Origin of the sequence: Vibrio sp. 1-1(7) (assembly GCF_013048485.1) — a bacterium.
In the GTDB taxonomy this organism is placed as follows: Bacteria; Pseudomonadota; Gammaproteobacteria; order Enterobacterales; family Vibrionaceae; genus Vibrio; species Vibrio fujianensis.
On the sequence record NZ_VHSP01000001.1, the window covers coordinates 45,798 to 66,819 of the forward strand.

The 21,022-nt window shown below is 43.9% G+C and carries 19 protein-coding genes; 16 read left to right on the plus strand and 3 right to left on the minus strand.

Translation table 11 applies throughout. The features are described 5' to 3' along the window. Positions 1-48: 48 nt before the first annotated feature. From bamA to FKN05_RS00305, 13 genes are all read left to right on the plus strand, one after another. Positions 49-2,457 (plus strand): outer membrane protein assembly factor BamA, encoded by a 2,409-nt coding sequence (bamA, locus tag FKN05_RS00245; RefSeq protein WP_161427067.1) that lies wholly within the window; start codon positions 49-51, stop codon positions 2,455-2,457. Positions 2,458-2,472: 15 nt separating this feature from the next. Continuing rightward, positions 2,473-2,982 carry an OmpH family outer membrane protein gene (locus FKN05_RS00250; RefSeq protein ID WP_099611667.1) on the plus strand — a complete coding sequence of 170 codons (510 nt, stop codon included), beginning with the start codon at positions 2,473-2,475 and terminating at the stop codon, positions 2,980-2,982. Positions 2,983-3,000: 18 nt separating this feature from the next. Beyond that, a complete protein-coding gene (lpxD, locus tag FKN05_RS00255) occupies positions 3,001-4,035 on the plus strand; it encodes a UDP-3-O-(3-hydroxymyristoyl)glucosamine N-acyltransferase (protein ID WP_161427066.1) in 1,035 nt (344 codons plus the stop codon). Between the two features lie 152 nt (positions 4,036-4,187). Next, a complete protein-coding gene (gene fabZ / locus FKN05_RS00260) occupies positions 4,188-4,619 on the plus strand; it encodes a 3-hydroxyacyl-ACP dehydratase FabZ (RefSeq protein ID WP_170887214.1) in 432 nt (143 codons plus the stop codon). A 1-nt stretch (position 4,620) separates the two neighbouring features. Beyond that, a complete protein-coding gene (gene lpxA / locus FKN05_RS00265) occupies positions 4,621-5,409 on the plus strand; it encodes an acyl-ACP--UDP-N-acetylglucosamine O-acyltransferase (RefSeq protein WP_099611611.1) in 789 nt (262 codons plus the stop codon). A gap of 153 nt (positions 5,410-5,562) precedes the next feature. Beyond that, on the plus strand, positions 5,563-6,711 hold the full coding sequence (gene lpxB / locus FKN05_RS00270; RefSeq protein WP_170886556.1) for a lipid-A-disaccharide synthase: 1,149 nt from the start codon (positions 5,563-5,565) through the stop codon (positions 6,709-6,711). Beyond that, positions 6,711-7,331, plus strand: coding sequence for a ribonuclease HII (gene rnhB / locus FKN05_RS00275; RefSeq protein WP_161427941.1), 621 nt, complete (start codon positions 6,711-6,713; stop codon positions 7,329-7,331). The genes lpxB and rnhB overlap by 1 nt, the downstream gene beginning before the upstream one ends. 90 nt (positions 7,332-7,421) lie before the next feature. Further along, on the plus strand, positions 7,422-10,901 hold the full coding sequence (gene dnaE / locus FKN05_RS00280; RefSeq protein ID WP_099611610.1) for a DNA polymerase III subunit alpha: 3,480 nt from the start codon (positions 7,422-7,424) through the stop codon (positions 10,899-10,901). A 45-nt stretch (positions 10,902-10,946) separates the two neighbouring features. Further along, entirely contained in the window at positions 10,947-11,906 is a 960-nt protein-coding gene (accA, locus tag FKN05_RS00285; protein WP_099611609.1) for an acetyl-CoA carboxylase carboxyl transferase subunit alpha, read from the plus strand. A 100-nt stretch (positions 11,907-12,006) separates the two neighbouring features. Then, positions 12,007-13,308 (plus strand): tRNA lysidine(34) synthetase TilS, encoded by a 1,302-nt coding sequence (tilS, locus tag FKN05_RS00290; RefSeq protein WP_170887215.1) that lies wholly within the window; start codon positions 12,007-12,009, stop codon positions 13,306-13,308. 65 nt (positions 13,309-13,373) lie between these two features. Next, entirely contained in the window at positions 13,374-13,688 is a 315-nt protein-coding gene (locus FKN05_RS00295) for a c-type cytochrome (protein ID WP_099611607.1), read from the plus strand. A 146-nt stretch (positions 13,689-13,834) separates the two neighbouring features. Further along, positions 13,835-14,173, plus strand: coding sequence for a nitrogen regulatory protein P-II (gene glnB / locus FKN05_RS00300; RefSeq protein ID WP_078925443.1), 339 nt, complete (start codon positions 13,835-13,837; stop codon positions 14,171-14,173). 101 nt (positions 14,174-14,274) lie between these two features. Continuing rightward, on the plus strand, positions 14,275-15,126 hold the full coding sequence (locus FKN05_RS00305; RefSeq protein WP_099611605.1) for an endonuclease/exonuclease/phosphatase family protein: 852 nt from the start codon (positions 14,275-14,277) through the stop codon (positions 15,124-15,126). 7 nt (positions 15,127-15,133) lie between these two features. Here FKN05_RS00305 and FKN05_RS00310 read toward each other — a convergent pair whose 3' ends face one another. After that, complete coding sequence (locus tag FKN05_RS00310; protein WP_161427935.1) at positions 15,134-16,708, minus strand: lytic transglycosylase; 1,575 nt, start codon at positions 16,706-16,708, stop codon at positions 15,134-15,136. A gap of 72 nt (positions 16,709-16,780) precedes the next feature. Beyond that, complete coding sequence (gloB, locus tag FKN05_RS00315; RefSeq protein ID WP_099611603.1) at positions 16,781-17,539, minus strand: hydroxyacylglutathione hydrolase; 759 nt, start codon at positions 17,537-17,539, stop codon at positions 16,781-16,783. Between the two features lie 36 nt (positions 17,540-17,575). Between gloB and FKN05_RS00320 the strand changes: the two genes are divergently transcribed. Beyond that, positions 17,576-18,307 (plus strand): class I SAM-dependent methyltransferase, encoded by a 732-nt coding sequence (locus FKN05_RS00320; protein WP_099611602.1) that lies wholly within the window; start codon positions 17,576-17,578, stop codon positions 18,305-18,307. A gap of 21 nt (positions 18,308-18,328) precedes the next feature. On the opposite strand, the gene rnhA is transcribed toward FKN05_RS00320, so the two are convergent. Then, positions 18,329-18,790, minus strand: a complete 462-nt coding sequence (gene rnhA, locus FKN05_RS00325) for a ribonuclease HI (RefSeq protein ID WP_161427934.1) — start codon at positions 18,788-18,790, stop codon at positions 18,329-18,331. Positions 18,791-18,846: 56 nt separating this feature from the next. On the opposite strand from rnhA, the gene dnaQ reads away from it, so the two are divergent. Both dnaQ and FKN05_RS00335 read left to right on the plus strand, forming a co-directional pair. Further along, positions 18,847-19,587, plus strand: coding sequence for a DNA polymerase III subunit epsilon (dnaQ, locus tag FKN05_RS00330; RefSeq protein WP_099611600.1), 741 nt, complete (start codon positions 18,847-18,849; stop codon positions 19,585-19,587). A gap of 8 nt (positions 19,588-19,595) precedes the next feature. Further along, positions 19,596-20,846, plus strand: a complete 1,251-nt coding sequence (locus tag FKN05_RS00335) for a TIGR03503 family protein (protein ID WP_099611599.1) — start codon at positions 19,596-19,598, stop codon at positions 20,844-20,846. Positions 20,847-21,022: the final 176 nt, after the last annotated feature.

A 21,022-nucleotide genomic window follows, 5' to 3' on the forward strand; every position in this document is an offset into this window, starting at 1 on the left:
AGATAAGCATTAGGCAATGGTTTGTAGTAAGGAAGAACTAAAACATATATGGCGATAAAAAAAATCCTGTTAGCGACCTTGCTCGCAACGAGTGTATCAGTCAATGGTGCCGAAAACTTTGTTGTCCAAGACATTCAGATCCAAGGTTTACAACGTGTTGCGCTTGGGGCTGCCTTATTAAAAATGCCAGTGCGCATTGGCGATACTGTTGATGGTCAAGATGTCGCTCAAATTATTCAAGCGTTATATGCTTCGGGTAACTTTGACGATGTGAAAGTGTTACGTGATGGTTCCATTTTGGTGGTTCAAGTTAAGGAACGTCCCACCATTGCCAGCGTTTCTTTCTCTGGTAATAAAGCGATTAAGCAAGAGCAACTTCAGCAAAATTTAGATGCTTCGGGCATCCGCGTCGGAGAAGCGCTCGATCGAACCACATTAAGTAATATTGAAAAAGGGTTAGAAGATTTTTATTACAGCGTGGGTAAGTACAATGCGAACGTGAAAGCCGTAGTCACGCCTTTACCTCGTAACCGTGCTGACTTGAAATTTGTGTTTACCGAAGGTGTGTCGGCTAAAATTCAGCAGATAAACTTTATTGGTAATCAGGTTTTTAGTAACGAAGAGTTGCTGTCGCGTTTTGATCTTAATGTCGACCTCTCATGGTGGAACTTTCTCTCTGATGATAAATATCAGAAACAAGTTCTTGCGGCTGATATTGAAGGCTTACGCAGTTTTTATTTGGATCGTGGCTATCTAAAATTTAAAGTTGACTCCACTCAAGTGGCCATTTCGCCCGATAAAAAAGGGGTTTACATCACTTTAAACCTTAGCGAAGGGCTGCCTTATACCGTTAAAGATGTCCAGTTTCGTGGCGAGCTGATTGGGAAGGAAGCAGAGTTCCGTGCGTTAATTCCTTTTCAATCAGGAGAAACTTATCAAGGTTCCGCTGTGACTCAGTTAGAAGAAGGGATTAAACGTCTACTTGGCGAAGCTGGTTATGCTTATCCTCAAGTACAAACCATTCCGGAATTTGATGACCAAACCCAGCAAGTTTCACTGATTGTACACGTTGAAGCGGGTAAGCGTATGTATGTCCGTGATATTCGTTTTACGGGTAATACCGCGACGCGTGATGAAGTATTACGCCGAGAAATGCGTCAAATGGAAGGCAGTTGGCTTAATTCAAAAGCGATTGATACCGGCAAAGCTCGTCTGAGCCGTCTAGGCTTTTTTGAAACCGTTGATGTACAAACCGTTCGTGTACCTGGAACCGACGATCAAGTGGACTTGGTCTACAGTGTGAAAGAAGCGAATTCAGGTAGTATTAACTTTGGTGTCGGTTATGGAACTGAGTCTGGGGTTAGTTTTACCGTTGGGGTAACCCAAGATAATTTTATGGGAACGGGTAATCGAGTCAGTGTCAATGCGACAACCAATGACTATCAACAAAACGTCACGTTGGAGTATCGAGACCCTTACTGGAATATTGATGGTGTTAGTTTAGGCGGGCGGGTCTTTTATAACAAATTTGAGGCATCAGAAGCTGGGATTGTTGACTATACCAACCAAAGTTATGGCAGTAGCTTAACATGGGGTTTTCCTTTCGATGAGTTAAACCGGTTTGAATTTGGGGTTGGGTACACGCATAACAAAATTGGTAATCTCACCCCTTACCTACAAGTGGAGCAATTTCTCTGTAACTTAGGCGATTGTAACCCTGATAATTTGCTTACCGACGATTTTGATATCAACGTGGCTTGGACGCGTAACAATCTCAATAAAGGGTATTTCCCAACCGCTGGTAATCATCAACGGGCGTTTGCCAAAATGACGGTTCCAGGCTCTGATGCACAATTTTTTAAGCTGCAATATGATGTTCGCCAGTACATTCCTTTGACGAAAAAACATGAATTTACTCTGCTGCTTCGTGGTCGTTTAGGGTATGGTAATGGTTACGGAAAAACCGATGGCAAAGATAACCTTTACCCATTTTATGAAAACTTCTATGCCGGTGGCTTTACTACCTTGCGAGGCTTTGGGTCTAACTCTGCCGGCCCTAAAGCGCTATATCGTGATTATTCTGGCTCGAATAATGGTAAAGATAGCGCCACTGATGATTCGGTGGGGGGCAACGCCATCGCATTAGCGAGTATGGAATTGATCGTGCCGACGCCGTTTGCTTCTGATGAAGCGCGCAGTCAAGTTCGTACCAGCGTCTTTATTGATATGGCCAGTGTGTGGGATACTGAGTTTGATTATCGTTCTGCGGGAGCGAGTTATGGTAACCGCTATTATTATGATTATTCAGACCCGAGTAAATATCGCGCTTCATATGGGGTCGCTTTACAATGGATGTCTCCAATGGGGCCACTGGTCTTCTCCCTTGCTAAACCCATTAAAAAATACGATGGTGATAACGAAGAATTCTTCACATTCACTATCGGACGAACCTTCTAACTTGAGGAAAATATGTTGAAAAATACGATCAAAGCAGCCAGTGTTAGTCTTATTGTTCTTAGTTCTGCCTTGTTTGCTCAGGCTGCAGATGCAGCACAAAAAATTGGTTTCATTAATACCGCACAAGTATTTCAAGCTCTGCCTCAACGTGAAGTGGTTCTTCAGCAAATGCAGGATGAGTTCAAAGATAAAGCGGCAGAGCTACAAAGCTTACAAGCGCAAGCTAAAACGAAAATTGAGAAGTTGAGACGTGATGCCGAGCTAATGAGCCAAGATGACGTTGAAAAACTGCGCATTGAAATCGGGCAACTCGATAGTAAATATAAAATCAAGGCTCAGGCATTAGAACAAGCTTCCGCGCGTCGTGAAAATGAAGAGAAACAAAAACTGTTTAAAATTATTCAAGATGCAGTGCAAAAAGTGGCGGAAAAAGAAGGCTACGACATCATTGTTGATGTCAGTGCGATGCAATATGGTAAAGCAGAATACAATATTTCAGAAAAAGTCATTCAAGCAATTAAATAACAATCATTTTTTTATACTATGAAAACACTGACCTTAGCCGATTTGGCAACCATTACTGGGGGAACGTTGCATGGCGATGCCAGTGCAACTGTCAACGCAGTCGCTCCGATGGATCGAGCGCAAGAAGGAAATGTCACCTTTCTTTCGAATCCTAAATACAGTAAACATCTCGCTCAATGCCAAGCCACTGTGATTATGGTGAAAGAGTCTGAACGTGAATTATGCTCATCCAATGTACTCGTGGTTGCTGACCCCTATGTGGCTTTTGCTAAGGTCGCGCAAGCGTTGGACACCACTCCGTCACCAGCAGCAGAAGGTATCGCTGCCAGTGCAGTTGTGGCGGATGATGTAACCATAGGGCAGCATGTCTCAATTGGTGCTAATGCGGTGATTGAAACGGGTGTTGTACTGGGTGATCATGTGGTCATTGGTGCGGGCTGCTTTGTTGGTAAGCATGCTCAATTAGGTGAGCATACCAAGCTATGGGCAAACGTCACAATATACCACGGAGTGCAAATTGGGAGTCATTGCTTAATTCAGTCAGGCACTGTGATTGGTGCCGATGGATTCGGTTATGCCAATGAGCGTGGCGAGTGGATAAAAATTCCACAGCTTGGTTCTGTTCGTATCGGTAATCGAGTGGAAATTGGAGCCTGTACCACGATTGACCGTGGTGCACTTGATGATACCGTGATTGAAGATAATGTCATCATCGATAATCAGCTGCAAATTGCGCATAATGTTCATATTGGATACGGTACCGCGATGGCGGGTGGCACCGTGGTTGCTGGCAGTACTCAGATTGGCAAATATTGTATTATTGGCGGTGCTTCTGTTCTTAATGGTCACATCCAGATCGCAGATGGGGTGACGATTACTGGCATGGGGATGGTGATGCGCAGCATCGAAGAAAAAGGTATGTATTCTTCCGGTATTCCACTGCAAACCAATAAAGAGTGGCGCAAAACTGCAGCACGAGTGCATCGAATTGATGAAATGAATAAACGCTTAAAAATAGTAGAAAAACAACTTGAGCAAAAAGCAGACGGTTAATTTTTACTGTTTTGCTAAAAAGGCTCGCAATGTGCGAGTCTTTTTCATCTATAATGCGCCAAGACTCATTTGCTCCCCCTACTGAGGCTGGGAGTTCAACCATTAAATCTATTTTAAATAGGAATATGACTTTGACTACTGAACAGAAAATGATGGATATCACTGAAATTCAGGAGCTTCTTCCGCACCGTTATCCTTTTTTATTGATTGATCGAGTGACTGATTATCAAGAAGGAAAGTACCTTGTTGGGCTTAAGAATGTGTCAGTGAATGAACCTCAGTTTACGGGTCATTTCCCTAAGTTCCCTGTTTTTCCTGGGGTACTTATTCTTGAAGCGATGGCTCAAGCAACTGGATTATTAGCTTTTAAAACCTTTGGCGCGCCTAAAGAAAACGAACTGTATTATTTTGCCAGTATTGATAATGCTAAATTTCGTAAACCGGTAGGGCCTGGGGATCAACTTATTATTGAAGTTGAATTTTTGAAAGAACGTCGCGGAATCGCGCTATTTAACGGGGTCGCTAAAGTGGATGGCGGTATCGTTTGTTCCGCTGAATTAAAATGTGCACGCAGAGAGTTTTAAGATGATTCATCCAACGGCACAAATCCACCCAACCGCGGTGGTGGAAGAAGGCGCTATCATTGGCGCTCAGGTAAAAATTGGCCCATTTTGCTATGTTGACAGTAAAGTCGAAATCGGCGAGGGAACAGAGCTACTGTCTCATGTGGTCGTAAAAGGGCCGACTAAAATGGGTCAAGATAATCGTATTTTTCAGTTCGCTTCGATTGGTGAAGCGTGCCAAGATCTAAAATATGCGGGTGAAGAGACGCAATTGATTATCGGTGATCGCAATACGATTCGAGAAAGCGTCACGATGCATCGTGGTACGATACAGGACCAAGGTGTCACTATTGTAGGTAGTGATAACTTATTTATGATCAATGCACATGTGGCTCATGACTGTGTGGTAGGCGATCGTTGTATTTTTGCCAACAATGCGACTCTCGCTGGGCATGTTCAAGTGGGTAATCAAGCGATTATTGGTGGCATGTCAGCCATTCATCAGTTCTGTCAAGTCGGGGATCACTGTATGATTGGTGGCGGTTCTATCGCGGTACAAGATGTTCCTCCTTATGTCATGGCTCAAGGAAATCACTGTGCACCATTCGGGATTAATATTGAAGGATTGAAACGTCGCGGATTTGAAAAAGCGGAAATCCACGCAATTCGTCGTGCGTATAAAGCCTTGTACCGTAGTGGTCTCACTTTAGAAGAGGCGAAAGTTGAAATTAGTAAAGAAATCGACAATTACCCAGCCGTTAAGCTTTTCCTAAATTTCTTAGAAAACTCAACACGTGGGATCATTCGTTAGTTAGACGACGAACTTGGTTAGGATGTGTTGATCTTTGAGTGACATTGAATGAGCAAAGGTCTAGGCTTTCTAATTTGTTGGTTGAAAAGATCGCCTCAACTTGGCGATCTTTTGTATTTTAAAGCAGATCAAATCTTGCAAGAGGAGTGAAGCGTGCAACAGCAACCATTACGCATCGGTATTGTCGCGGGGGAGCTTTCAGGAGATACATTGGGTGAAGGCTTTATGAAAGCCATAAAAGCACATCATCCTGATGCTGAATTTGTCGGTATTGGTGGCCCCAAAATGATCGCACAGGGTTGTCAGTCTCTATTTGATATGGAAGAGCTAGCCGTGATGGGGCTAGTCGAAGTGTTAGGGCGTTTACCGCGGCTATTGAAAGTCAAGGCTGAATTGGTACGATTTTTTACCGATAACCCTCCGGATGTTTTCGTCGGGATTGATGCGCCGGACTTCAATCTACGTCTTGAGTTAGATTTGAAAAAAACAGGGATTAAAACGGTCCATTATGTCAGCCCTTCTGTGTGGGCTTGGCGACAAAAGCGTATTTTTAACATAGCGGCGGCGACTCATTTAGTGCTGGCATTTCTTCCTTTTGAGAAAGCCTTTTACGACAAATTTAATGTGCCGTGTGAATTTATCGGCCATACATTGGCCGATAGCATACCGATGCAGCCAGATCAGCAGGCGGCGCAGCAGCTGTTAGGGTTAAACTCCGATAAACGATGGTTAGCGGTGTTACCGGGTAGCCGTAGTGGTGAAATGAAATTATTAGCCGAACCGTTCATTAAAACCTGCCTGCGTCTACAGCAAGATGATCCTGAACTTGGGTTTGTCGTTGCCCTTGTTAATTCACATCGTCGAGAACAGTTTGAGACTGTGTGGCAGAAAGTTGCGCCTGAATTGAATTTTGTTTTGGTGGATGATACCGCTCGCAATGTCATTACCGCCGCGGATGTCGTACTGCTTGCATCGGGAACCGTGGCACTAGAGTGTATGCTACTTAAGCGGCCTATGGTGGTAGGTTACAAAGTGAATGCGATAACGGCCTTTCTAGCCAAACGCTTATTAAAAACTCCCTATGTTTCATTGCCAAATATTTTAGCAGGAAAAGAGCTAGTTAAAGAACTATTACAAGAAGAGTGTACGGTTGATCGTTTGTACCAAGCCGTTCATCAGCTATTAAATAGCGATAATCAAACCTTGATTAATCAGTTTACCGAAATGCATCACTGGATTCGAAAAGGGGCCGATGAGCAAGCAGCTCAAGCCGTACTTTCATTGATAGGTAACGCAAAATGATGATACAGAAAAAAGACAAGCTGCTAGAGCCTTTTGTGATGCCGGTTGGGTATTCCTTGATAGCTGGGGTTGATGAGGTTGGACGCGGGCCTTTAGTTGGCGATGTGGTGACCGCTGCGGTGATCCTTGATCCAAACCAACCTATTGATGGTTTAACCGATTCCAAAAAACTGTCTGAGAAAAAGCGCTTAACGCTTTTTCCGGAAATTCAGCAAAAAGCACTGGCTTGGTCTATTGGCCGTTGTTCGGCTCGAGAAATTGATCAACTCAATATTTTTCAAGCCACCATGCTTGCCATGCAAAGAGCGGTCGCTGGGTTAGCCATTCAACCGGATTTTGTTTTAATTGATGGCAATAAAATTCCCCAATTACCCATGGATGCCCAAGCTGTGGTCAAAGGAGATTTACGTGTTGCGCAAATTAGTGCGGCATCAATTATTGCTAAAGTGGTACGCGACCAAGAAATGGAAGCGCTGGATAAAATGTATCCTCAATTCGGTTTTGCACAACATAAAGGTTATCCCACCAAGGCGCATTTTGCAGCCATTGAACAGTATGGGGTGATTGACCAACATCGGCGAAGTTTTGCTCCAGTCAAACGGGCATTAGGCTTACAGTAAGCTTAATGCCGTCGATGATAGTTTCACGCCGATCTGCTTTAACGTAGAATAGCGCCATTGCACGACTTATCCCTAGTAGGATTTTATTGAATGTCAGACCCAAAGTTTATCCACTTACGTATTCATAGTGACTTTTCCATGATGGATGGTTTATCCAAGGTTCCACCTTTGGTTAAACAGGTGGCAGCAATGGGAATGCCAGCCATGGCGCTAACTGATTTCACTAACCTTTGCGGGTTAGTGAAATATTATGGTACGGCGCACAGTTGTGGGGTTAAGCCGATCGTGGGGGCAGATTTTACTCTACGTTCAGAAGAATTTGGCGATGAGCTGACCAAGCTAACCATTCTCGCCAAAAATAACCTCGGCTATAAAAACCTGACCCTGCTTATATCAGAAGCTTATCTACGGGGGCATATTCAACATCAACCCGTTATCGATAAAGCGTGGTTGATTAAATACGGTCAGGGGTTGATCATCCTTTCCGGTGGCAAAAGTGGAGAAATAGGCCGAGCCTTACTGAAAGGCAACCAAGCCTTAGTCGATAAATGCGTTGAATTTTATCAGACCCATTTTGCCGATAATTTTTATTTAGAACTGATCCGCACTGGTCGATCCGATGAAGAAAGTTATCTTCATTTTGCTTTGGAATTGGCTGAGCAAACTCAGTTGCCTGTGGTCGCTACTAATGAAGTGGTTTTTTTAAAGGCAGATCAATTTGATGCACATGAAATTCGTGTTGCGATCCATGACGGTTATACTCTTGACGACCCTCGACGGCCTAAAAACTATAGTCCACAACAATACTTGCGAACAGAGCAAGAAATGTGCGAACTATTTAGTGATATTCCTGAAGCATTAGAAAATACTGTTGAAATTGCCAAGCGTTGTAATGTCACCGTACGCTTGGGGGAATACTTCTTACCTAATTTCCCAACCGATGGGTTACCCATTGAAGCGTTTTTAATTAAAAAATCGAAAGAAGGGTTAGAACAACGACTCGAATTTCTCTTTCCTGACCCTGTGGTACGAGCGGAACGTCGACCTGAATACGATGAGCGCTTGGACATTGAACTGCAAGTCATCAACCAAATGGGGTTTCCCGGCTATTTCTTGATTGTGATGGAGTTTATCCAGTGGTCTAAGGATAATGATATTCCAGTTGGGCCGGGGCGAGGATCGGGTGCCGGATCTTTAGTCGCTTATGCACTAAAAATAACGGATCTTGATCCATTAGAATATGATCTACTTTTTGAACGTTTCTTAAACCCTGAACGTGTTTCGATGCCCGACTTTGACGTTGATTTCTGTATGGACAAACGGGATCGTGTCATTGACCATGTGGCGGATATGTATGGCCGTGATGCCGTTTCTCAGATCATAACGTTTGGTACGATGGCAGCAAAAGCGGTGATTCGAGATGTCGGGCGAGTGCTTGGCCATCCCTTCGGATTTGTCGATCGTATTTCTAAATTAGTACCGCCTGATCCGGGTATGACACTAGAAAAAGCCTTTAAAGCGGAACCTGCACTACAAGAGTTGTATGATGCCGATGAAGAGGTGAAAGAGCTGATTGATATGTGCCGCATTTTGGAGGGTTGTACCCGAAATGCAGGTAAACATGCTGGGGGGGTCGTGATTTCACCCACGTCGATCACCGATTTTGCCCCGCTTTACTGTGATGCGGAAGGGCAGCATCCTGTCACTCAGTTTGATAAAAATGACGTTGAGTACGCGGGGTTGGTTAAATTTGACTTCTTAGGGCTGCGAACGTTAACCATTATCGACTGGGCTCTAGGGTTGATTAACCCTCGGCGTGAGAAAAGAGGCGAGCCTCCCGTTCGTATCGATGCGATTCCATTAGCCGATCCGGCCTCATTCCGAGTTTTGCAAAATTCGGAAACTACAGCGGTATTCCAGCTAGAATCTCGCGGAATGAAAGATCTGATTAAACGTCTACAACCAGACTGTTTTGAAGATATCATCGCATTGGTCGCCCTTTTCCGTCCCGGCCCCCTACAGTCAGGGATGGTGGATAACTTTATTGACCGTAAACATGGCCGAGAAGCCATTTCCTACCCGGATGAGAAGTGGCAACACGAATCATTAAAAGAGATCTTAGACCCTACCTACGGCATTATTCTCTATCAAGAACAAGTCATGCAGATAGCTCAGGTGCTGGCAGGTTACACCCTAGGTGGAGCCGATATGCTTCGCCGAGCGATGGGTAAGAAAAAGCCAGAAGAGATGGCCAAGCAACGCGCCGTGTTTAAAGAGGGTGCGGAACAAAATGGTGTTGACGGCGAACTGGCGATGAAAATCTTTGACCTGGTAGAGAAATTTGCCGGGTACGGGTTTAACAAATCGCACTCTGCCGCTTATGCGTTAGTTTCCTATCAAACCTTATGGCTAAAAACACACTATCCGGCTGAATTTATGGCGGCAGTGATGACTGCTGATATGGACAACACCGAAAAAGTTGTCGGTTTGGTTGATGAATGCCATCGAATGGGATTAAAAGTCCTCCCACCAGACATTAACTCTGGATTATACCGATTCAATGTGGATGATTCGGGGGCCATTGTTTATGGTATTGGTGCAATAAAAGGAGTGGGTGAAGGCCCAATTGAAGCTATTTTAGAATCGCGCAATCAAGACGGGGTATTTAAGGACTTATTTGATTTTTGTGCGCGCATTGATCTTAAAAAGGTCAACAAACGGGTAATTGAAAAACTTATTTTAGCCGGAGCCTTGGATCATTTAGGGCCACATCGCGCAGCATTGATGGCTTCAGTGGATGATGCGGTGAAAGCGGCGAGTCAACATCACCAAGCGGAAGCCTTTGGCCAAGCGGATATGTTTGGGGTATTAACGGATGCCCCAGAAGACGTTGAACAAAAATATATTCAGGTTCCACCATGGCCTGAGAAAGTTTGGTTAGAGGGGGAGAGGGAAACTCTGGGTCTATACTTAACCGGACATCCAATCAATCAATACCTGAAAGAGCTGAATAAATACACCAGTTGTCGATTGAACGACGCGACGCCGACGCGACGCGATCAGTCGTTAACCGTTGCTGGCTTAGTGATTGCTGCACGTGTCATGACAACCAAACGGGGAAACCGAATAGGTATTATGACTCTCGATGATCGATCTGGACGAATGGAGGTGATGCTTTATTCAGATGCATTAGATCGGTATGCAGAATTGTTAGAAAAAGATAAGATTTTGGTGGTTTCTGGACAGGTCAGCTTTGATGACTTCAATGGTGGCCTTAAAATGTCAGCGCGCGAAGTGATGGATTTGGGTAGCGCACGAGAAAAATATGCCCGTAGCTTATCGCTTGCGATTGAACAATCGCAAATTGATGAGCAATTTTTTGAGCGTTTTAGTCAAATCTTAGAGCCTCACCGAGCAGGAACCGTGCCTGTCAATGTATACTACCAGCGTTCGGATGCTAGGGCACGTTTAACGCTAGGTACAGAATGGCGAGTAACGCCCAGCGATACATTACTCGATGAATTACAACAGTTGCTTGGCAAAGATCAAGTAGAACTCGAATTTAACTAAAATTCAGCTGTACAATTGACGAGCTGAGTAAAAAAGGATCGGTAGATGAGCCCAAACTTTCTAGATTTTGAAAAACCTATTGTAGAACTTGAAGCTAAAATTCAGGCACTACGAGATGTCTCTCGTCACGGTGGCAGTTCGTCCGTAGATCTTGAAAAAGAGATTGAACAGCTAGAAAAGAAAAGCTTGGAACTGAAAAAGAAAATCTTCAGTGATCTTGGCGCATGGCAAGTTGCGCAGTTGGCCCGTCATCCACAGCGTCCTTATACTTTAGATTATATCAATCATATGTTTACCGAGTTTGACGAGCTTGCTGGTGATCGTGCTTACGCGGATGATAAAGCCATTGTTGGCGGAATTGCTCGCTTAGATGATCGTCCTGTTATGATTATCGGCCATCAAAAAGGCCGAGAAACACGGGAAAAAGTGAGACGTAATTTTGGTATGCCTAAACCAGAAGGTTACCGTAAGGCATTACGTTTAATGCAGATGGCAGAGCGCTTTAATATGCCAATCATTACTTTTATCGACACGGCTGGCGCTTATCCTGGTGTTGGCGCAGAAGAGCGTGGGCAATCAGAAGCGATTGCCAAAAACCTGAAAGTGATGTCGGGCTTAACCGTTCCCGTGATCTGTAATGTGGTGGGTGAAGGCGGTTCTGGTGGTGCGTTAGCCATTGGTGTTGGTGATTATGTCAATATGTTGCAATATTCGACTTATGCGGTTATTTCGCCTGAAGGTTGCGCTTCTATTTTGTGGCGAGATGCGGATAAAGCGCCACAAGCCGCAGAAGCGATGGGGCTTGTGGCTTCTCGTCTAAAAGAACTTTCTTTAATTGATGAAGTCATCGAAGAACCACTGGGAGGCGCTCATCGTGATCCTGTACAAATGGCCAAAAACCTTAAAGTCATGCTATTACAGCAGCTTTCAGAGTTAGAAGCCTTAGAGCAAGCAGAGCTACTGGATAGACGTTACCAGCGCTTAATGAATTACGGCTATTGCTAAATAAAACCTACCAAGTAAGGGGTTGAAGCTCATTCAACTCCTTTTGGTTTTTAGCCCCAAGCGGTACACTGGCTTTTATTGATCAAATCAGCCAAGAATTATAATGGACTTGTACAGTCACTTTTGTCAGCAATTACGTGAAAAATCGGTTGAGCGACCCATTTTAGCCTTAAGTGGTGGTGTGGACTCTCGGGTATTATTGCATTTACTTGCTCAATACCATCAATATTATTCGGTACCAGTGCGTGCAGTTCATGTGCATCATGGTTTGAGTGATAATGCCAATAACTGGGTAGAGCAATGCCAACGTTGGTGTGATGAATACAACATTCCCTTATCTGTCGAGTATGTCACTCTCGATACACAATGTGGTGAAAGTATCGAGCAGTTAGCTCGAGAAGCTCGTTATGCTGCATTATCTAAGCATGTGAAAACCGAAAATACTTTATTACTTGGTCATCATGCTGATGATCAATTAGAAACGTTTTTACTGGCCTTGCGGCGAGGAAGTGGCCCCAAAGGGTTATCGGCCATGGCAGATTGGGCTGCTTTTAGTCAAGGTCACTTACTACGCCCACTGTTACATGTGCCTCGGCAGGATATCGAATATTTTGCCCTTGAGCAGCAATTACAATGGGTTGAGGATGAAAGTAACCAAGATATGCGTTACGAGCGTAATTTCTTACGCCATCAAGTAACCCCCATTCTAAATCAGCGTTGGCCAACGATTTATCAAGCCGTACAACGTAGTGCCGAGTTATGCGCAGAGCAAGAAGCCGTCATTCATGAGTTGCTAGCGGACTTACTGGCGTCTGCAACCAGTAAAGCTGGTGGGCTATCTATCGCTCAAATACAATTATGCAGTGATGTGGTCAGGCGGCAAGTCATTCGGCAATGGTTGGCTGGGCGAGGTGTCACGATGCCAAGTCGGCTGCATACCGACATGATCTGGCAGCAAGTTGCACTGGCTGAAGCTTCTGCTAATCCAAAGTTTCAGTTGCGAGAGTACCAAATTCGTCGATTTGACGGAGAGCTTTTTTGTGTAACATTAATGAGCGATCTTAGTGCGTGGCAGCAAAGTATCCAGCTTAATAGGCCATTGATTTTACCTGATAAGCTCGGTCACTTAACGTTATCGGAATGCTCGCTCGGCCACATTGCGCTTCCTGATGAGCCGGATGCGCTTTCGGTCTCTTTTAACCCAGAAGGGCTGTCAGCTTGTCCTGTCGGACGTGCCGGATCACGAAAATTAAAAAAATTATTTCAAGAATACCGTATTCCCAGTTGGCAACGTCGCCGATTACCCATTTTAATGTATAAAGGAAGAGTGGTTGCGATAGCCAGCCTGTTTGTAGATCGTGATTTTGCTGGTCAAGACTATGAACTGATCTGGACTCAATGAGCTTTCCTCATGCCACAATTATGATGATCGATTGATAACATGGAAGCACGAAGTAAGGTTGAGCTATGAATAAAATACTAATGGGATTAGTGGTGACTAGCAGTTTATTGACCGGGCCGGTATTGGCTGCTGGAGACGCTGCGGCAGGCAAGGCAAAGTCTGCCATCTGTGCCACTTGCCATGGCGCTGATGGGATTGCAGTCATCCCTGGTTACCCCAATTTAAAAGGACAAAATGAGCAATACCTGATCACATCGGTTAAAGCCTATAAAAATAAGCAGCGTACTGGCGGGTTAGCCGTGGTTATGCAAGCGCAGTCTATGATGTTGAGTGATCAAGATATTGCCGATCTTGCTGCTTATTATGCGAACCTAAAATAGAGGTTAATGGCTAGCCATGCTTGGGCTTTTTATTGATTGTGTATTTATTACCGCTGGCTGATAATAAGTTATCATCTGTTCGGTTTTGAAACCTTAATTCGACCAGCAGCGAAAAATTAATGACAAAAAACGTTTAAGGGATGAACATGAAAAAGATCGAGGCAATTATTAAACCATTTAAGCTCGATGATGTCCGTGAAGCGCTAGCTGAAGTGGGAATTACCGGTATGACGGTTTCTGAGGTTAAAGGGTTTGGACGGCAAAAAGGTCATACTGAGTTATACCGCGGGGCGGAATATATGGTGGATTTTTTACCCAAAGTGAAGTTAGAAATTGTGGTGACGGAAGACGTCGCTGATCAATGTGTTGATACCATTATAGAAACCGCGCAAACCGGCAAAATTGGTGACGGAAAAATCTTTATCAGCGAGATTGAGCGAGTGGTGCGAATTCGAACTGGTGAAGAAGATGAAGACGCGATTTAACTGCTAACCTTAAGTAGACCTTACCTTAAACATCACTTACCTTAAGTAGATAAGGGGTTAAACTCCTTATCTGCTAGTCATAATGTTGACCTATATTTACGATGAAAAAACGCTATCTGCTCTTCTTTTCTTCTATGTTTACCGTGGTCATGATTACGGCTTTTCAGGTTGTTTTTAAAGTACCCAACCAACCTCAGCTTTTAACGGTTGGCCAAGATGCACTTGGCCGAGACTTGCTGTGCTACCAGAACCCGCATCCATTACCTCTCGATAATGACGGACAATTAAACATTTTCGTTTGGAATATTTATAAACAAAACCGAAGTAATTGGGACAGCGAACTCACACGTTATAGTCAACAAGCGCAACTGTTGTTATTGCAAGAAGCAAGTATGACTGAAGGGCTGAGAGAGTGGATAGCAAAACAGGCATGGGATGGGGCTTATGTTAATGCTTTTGAGGTCTTTGGTGAGTCGACGGGCGTGCTGAATTTAGCGCATGTTATGCCTAGCTTTGCTTGTGCGTATACGCAATTGGAACCGTTACTACGGTTACCTAAATCTGGTATTTATGCACGTTATTCGTTAAGCAACGGGCAGCAGCTTGCCGTGATTAACTTACATGCAATAAATTTTACCTATGGCGCTAAAATTTATCGAGAGCAGATTGAAACGCTCATTAAGGCATTAAGACAACATCATGGGCCCATTATTGTTGCGGGTGATTTTAACAGTTGGAGTTCACAACGATTATCTGTTCTAAAATCTGCACTGGCTTCATTATCATTACAAGAGGTTGTTTTTTCAGATGATCACCGGCGCACATTTATCACTGGATTACCGCTTGATCATGTGTTTTATAAGGGACTGGTATTAGAAAATGCAAAAGCGCCCGAGTCGAGCGCTTCTGATCATAACCCATTGCTGGTTTCTTTTCGGCTATTAGGAAAATAATAAAGCGCTAAACGCTCACTTTTGTTACGTCCACATATAGTTTGATTCGTTGTCCTGGTTTTAAGTATTTCTGGTTAGAAAGATCATTCCATTTAACAATGTCATTTGTGGTGACTTTAAAGCGCAAGGCGATGTCACTTAAGGTATCTCCACGACGAATTTCGTAAAAGACGGTACGGATAATTGCTCCATCGGTACTTTTTTTCCAAATAACGATTTTCTGGCCTACTCGCAATGTATCTCGTGGCCCCATCCCATTCCATTTGGCTAAAGATTGGTAAGAGACATTATGAGCCTTTGCTATGGTCCATAAACTTTCACCACTTTTAACGGTATGGTTAATCTTATATTGCCCGCGGGCTAACGATTGAGTCTTTTCTAAGCGGTTGTTTGCACTGAGTGCATAAGCTTTATTATTAGTGACCGAGGTTGGAATCATCAAATACTGGCCAACTTTGATGGTATGGCTAGTTAAATTATTAGCGGTTTGGATAACCTGAGTTGTCGTGTGATGTCGCTGTGCGATGACACTGAGGCTATCGCCACTTTTGACTTGGTAACGTACGAGTTTCATACCTTTACCACGATTCGCTTCGACTTGTTTAGTAAAAGCATCAGCCTGCTTTATCGGAATTAAAAACTGGTGTGGCCCTTCTGGATCGGTCGCCCATTGATTATAGGCTGGGTTGTAACTTTGTAACTCTTTGACCGAGATCCCGGCATAATTAGCCGCTATTGCCAAGTCTAGCTGCTCTTTGGGATCGACCAAGGCAAGTACTGGCTGATTAACAATGGTGGGAATAGAAATACCATACTGATCTTGATTTGCGATAATATCGGCTAAGGCCAATAACTTAGGCACATAACCACTCGTTTCTTTCGGAAGATCGAGCGAGAAAAAATCGGTTGCTTTGCCTAAGCGGGTATTTTTACGAATCGCACTAGAAACGCGTCCTCCACCGCTATTGTAGGCGGCAATCGCTAGATACCAGTCACCATCAAAGCGAGTGTTTAAGCGTGTTAAATACTCTAAAGCCGCATCGGTGGCTGCTACTACGTCACGTCGGCCGTCGTACCAAAAATTCTGTTTTAACCCGAACATTTTTCCTGTCGCGGGAACAAATTGCCATAAACCTGCCGCACTACCGTGAGAATAGGCAAAGGGGTCAAAAGCACTTTCTACAATCGGTAATAGAGCCAGTTCCAAAGGCAAATTGCGTTGTTCAATTTTTTCGGTAATTAAATACAAAAAAGGCTCAGCCCGTTTGGCAACCGTAATTAAATGCTGAGGGTGTTTGAGATACCAAGTTCGGTAGTAGTCGACACTGGGATCATCCGCGATAGGTAAGTTAAATTGCATCGCAATACGCAGCCAAACATCTTCTTGTTCCTGAGGCGTTAGAACTTTGGGGGGGATAGCGCGTGGTTTTTTCAAAGTTGTCGAAGACGGCATTACTTCGTTTACAACTTTTTTGCTCGCATTCGAAGCCTGATTAGACTCAATGATTCGATCATTATCAGGCTGGGTAACCTGGCATCCGGTTAACAGCAGAGCCATTACCCAGCAGAATTGTATTCGCATGTAAGACAGCCTTTTTATCAATTGGCTGCTGATAATACTTGTCGTATGAATCTGATGACAAGTAGCAATTGGTTAAAATTCGTTTTTCCACTCACGTAATGCCGTAAAAATTGCTAATGGATCACTTTGTTGGGTGCGATTAGCCACTGATTTTATCACGCTGGGTGAATCGGTGCGTAAAAATGGATTGATCCATTGTTCTCGACGCAAGGTGGTCGGTAAGGTGCTTTTTCCTTGTGCTCTCAGCCGAATCACATCATCGCGATAAATTTGTAATTGTTCATTATCGGGCTCAACGGCCATCGCAAAGGCAAGGTTACTTGCGGTATATTCATGCGCACAATAAATTTCAGTTTCTTCTGGTAGCATTTGTATTTTATTGAGGGAAGTAAACATTTGTTCCATCGTTCCTTCGAATACTCTGCCACAGCCTGCAGAAAATAGGACATCGCCACAAAAGAGTTTGCTATCGCCAATGTAGCCAATATGGCCAAGGGTATGACCGGGAAGATCCAACACCATAAATCGCTCATCAAATAATTCGATTTGATCCCCTCCTTGAACGGCATGAGTGACGGTTGGAATCGGTTCTTGAGCTGGAGCGACAACATCAAGTGTTGGAAACTGGTGGACTAACTGTGCGACACCCCCAATATGATCATGGTGGTGATGAGTAATGAGAATCGCCTCTAAGGTCAACTCGTGTTCGGTGAGATAACTCAATACGGGAGCCGCATCGCCGGGATCGACCACCGCACAACGACGATCGCTATTTTCAATTAGCCAGATGTAATTATCATTAAATGCGGGTATGCTTTTGATGTGTAACATGAGTTGTCTCCGGTCACTTGGGTAAGCGATTTAGCTATGAAACCAGCACGCAGTCAAAAAAAAATAAAGAGTCCTCATTCTTGGTCGCAATTAAAAAACGGCCAATGGGTCTGTGAATCGATTCAAACCCGAATTGATGAGTGGTGCCCCAAACTATTTGGTTATCACATGCTAAAATTGGGCGGTTTAAGCTGCGAATTATCAAGTTGCAATTGTAATATTCAACACCAAGTTAACCTCGATATCCAGAACCCTTTGCATAGTGTGATCGCCGATGCTTATGATTTACCCTTTCTTGAAAAGAGTATTGATGTGGCAATCCTTGCTCATCAACTGGATTATTGTGGTGATCCACACCGTATTTTACGTGAAGTAGACCGCGTATTGATCGATGATGGTTACTTAATTATTACTGGGTTTAATCCCATCAGCTTGATTGGGTTGGCAAGTTTGATGCCATGGCGTAAGCATAACCTACCTTGGAGTGGGCGCATGTTTACTCCGAGCCGTATCAGAGATTGGCTGAGTGTTCTTAATTATCAAGTCATTGAATGCGATCAATATGCGCTTTTCCCCATGCAAAAATACCGCGCTGGATGGACATGGTTAGAAAATGCGTCTGGTCGCTGGGCTCGTCCACTGGGTAGCCTCTACTTTATTGTCGCGCGTAAACGAACTTATCCTTTAAAGCCAATTAAACCACACTGGCACCTTAAGCGACGTTTTTCACCGCTAGGGCTTAATTATCGGATTAAATCATCCGAATAACCATGGCTTAACACCATTGTGTTAAGGTTGATAGCCGTGATCATCTTCGGTTGGATTTTCTGCCGCCGTTCGTGCGAGTTCGTCACAGATTTCATTTTCTCGATGGCCGGCATGGCCTTTCACCCAGCGCCATTCGACATGATGACGTGCCGTTTCTTGATCTAACTTTTGCCATAGATCGGCATTTTTTACCGGTTTTTTATCGGCTGTTTTCCATCCGCGTTGTTTCCAGTTATGGATCCATTGAGTAATACCCTGGCGGACATATTGACTATCGGTGGTTAAAATGACTTCGCAAGGCTCTTTTAGCGTTTGCAGAGCAACGACAGCGGCTAGCATTTCCATTCGATTATTGGTCGTTAAGCGATAGCCGTTTGATAAGGTTTTTTCTACTTGTTTGTAACGCAGGACAATGCCATAACCTCCGGGGCCAGGGTTGCCTAAACAAGAACCGTCAGTGAAAATTTCCACCTGTTTCTTCATGATTTGATACTATTGGGTTACACACACCATTGATATAGTCTGACATAGATATCCTTATGAATACTAGCAACAATTCTAATTACGGTCGTATTGTGGTTTTAGATACAGAAACCACGGGTATGAACTTTGAAGGTGGCCCTCATTATGAAGGGCATCGAATTATTGAAATCGGTGCGGTGGAAATCATCAATCGAAAACTGACTGGGCGACATTTTCATGTCTACTTAAAGCCGGACCGAGACATTCAGCCTCAAGCCATTGAAGTTCACGGGATTACCGATGAATTTCTAGTGGATAAGCCCGAATATAAAGAGGTGCATGAAGAATTTTTGGATTTTATCAAAGGCGCTGAGTTAGTTGCCCATAATGCTCCCTTTGACGTGGGCTTTATGGATTATGAATTTAGTAAATTAAATGCTTCGATTGGTAAAACGGAGCAATATTGTAAAATCACCGATACGCTCGCCATGGCGAAGAAAATCTTCCCGGGTAAACGCAATAACTTAGATATATTGTGTGAGCGGTATGGCATAGATAACTCTCATCGAACTTTACACGGCGCATTACTCGATGCTGAGATTTTGGCCGATGTTTATCTACTTATGACAGGGGGGCAAACCTCTTTACAATTTTCAGCCGGTAGCCAAAACGGTGAACAAGGTAGTAATAGCATCAAACGTGTCAGTTCAGAGCGTAAAAAACTCAAAGTTTTACGTGCATCGGCCGATGAATTACAGGCACACCAAGAACGTTTGGATGTGGTAGAAAAAAGCGGTGTTTGCCTCTGGCGTCAGTAGGAGAAATTATGTGGCGGATAGGAATAGCGATATTGGGGTGGCTAATTGGGTTTAATGCATTAGCAAGTAATGAGTCAACGATGTCATTATTGGACAATCGCTTTCGCGTCGATTCTACCATTTCACAAATCACCTTTGTTATTTATCGAGAAAAGAATTCTCAGCCGGTTGTGCTAGTAAGGCCCGATGGCACAAAATATTATGCGGGACGTCATCCAGATTACGTTCGCTGGTATGAAGAGCCTTCGATGGATATTATATCGATTGATAATCCGATGCCGGGCCCTTGGCAAGCAATAGGTAAGGTTTCTCCCAAAAATAATATAAGGCTCATTTCCCACTTACAGATGTTAAGCGATCCTTTACCTTCTCGCTTATATCAAGGTGAGGAAATTAAGTTTACCGCTCGATTGGTTTCGGATGGTCAGCCTTTATTATTGAGAGATTTTCTTGATCGAGTGAACTTAACGGTTACTTTTACTAAGTATATTGAAAATGAGCAGGAGCTAGAAAAAGAGGCCCAACCTTTACCGATTGAAGTCGGTCTCTTTGCTGATGATGGTCGAGGGCTTGATGAAAAAGCGGGCGATGGTGTTTTTACCGTTGCGCTACCGATCTCATTAGAGCCAGATAAATATCGTGTACGGATCACCTCTGGCAATGGAGTGTTTCTGCGCGCTCAAGAGCAAGAGGTATTAGTTTATCCTTCGCCGATAACGACAACTTTTATTCAGTCGCGAGCAGACAATCAGCCACATCAAGTGATCTTTAGTGGCGAAGGCGGCATGATTCAGCCTGGATCTTTAGCGGGCCAAGTGGAACATAAAGGAGCACTTCCTGCATCATTTATCACCCAAGCTCAAGCTGATGATAAAGCGTTAAATCTGACCTTTTCAATTCCGAATAGTGGTGAGTTTGGTCATTTTTCTTGGCATGGTTTGGTATACGCGACCGATCTCGCCACCCAAAGACCACTGGTCTTCCCTATTAAAGAGCATCGTTACAGTGTGGTGAGTGAGATCGATCTTGATAAAACCCGCCGAATGCAAGAAGCGGATTTGGAGAATTTACGTCGATTACAGCAAGAAAAATTAGTGATTCAGATGCGCGAAAAATCACGACAAAAGGCACTGATTTACATTGTGTTAGGGAATGTTTTTGTGATTCTATTGGCGTTGGGTGGTTGGTTTATTCGCCGTAAATTACAAGCCAAAGCTGCGGCAACGCCAGAATTACAGCTCAAGGTTCCTAAAAAATAGCCTTTATTTAAACGGGCTATCTTGTTTATCTCAAGCTGCTGTATGGCTAGTTGCTCCAATCGTGTTGCATGTTCTACGCTGCAGCTGTATCTATTTGCTTGCGATCTGAAACTTTAAGTGGTTTGGTTGTAAAAAAGTAAAAGAAGGCTTAGCCTCCTTTTACTTTCTCACCTGAC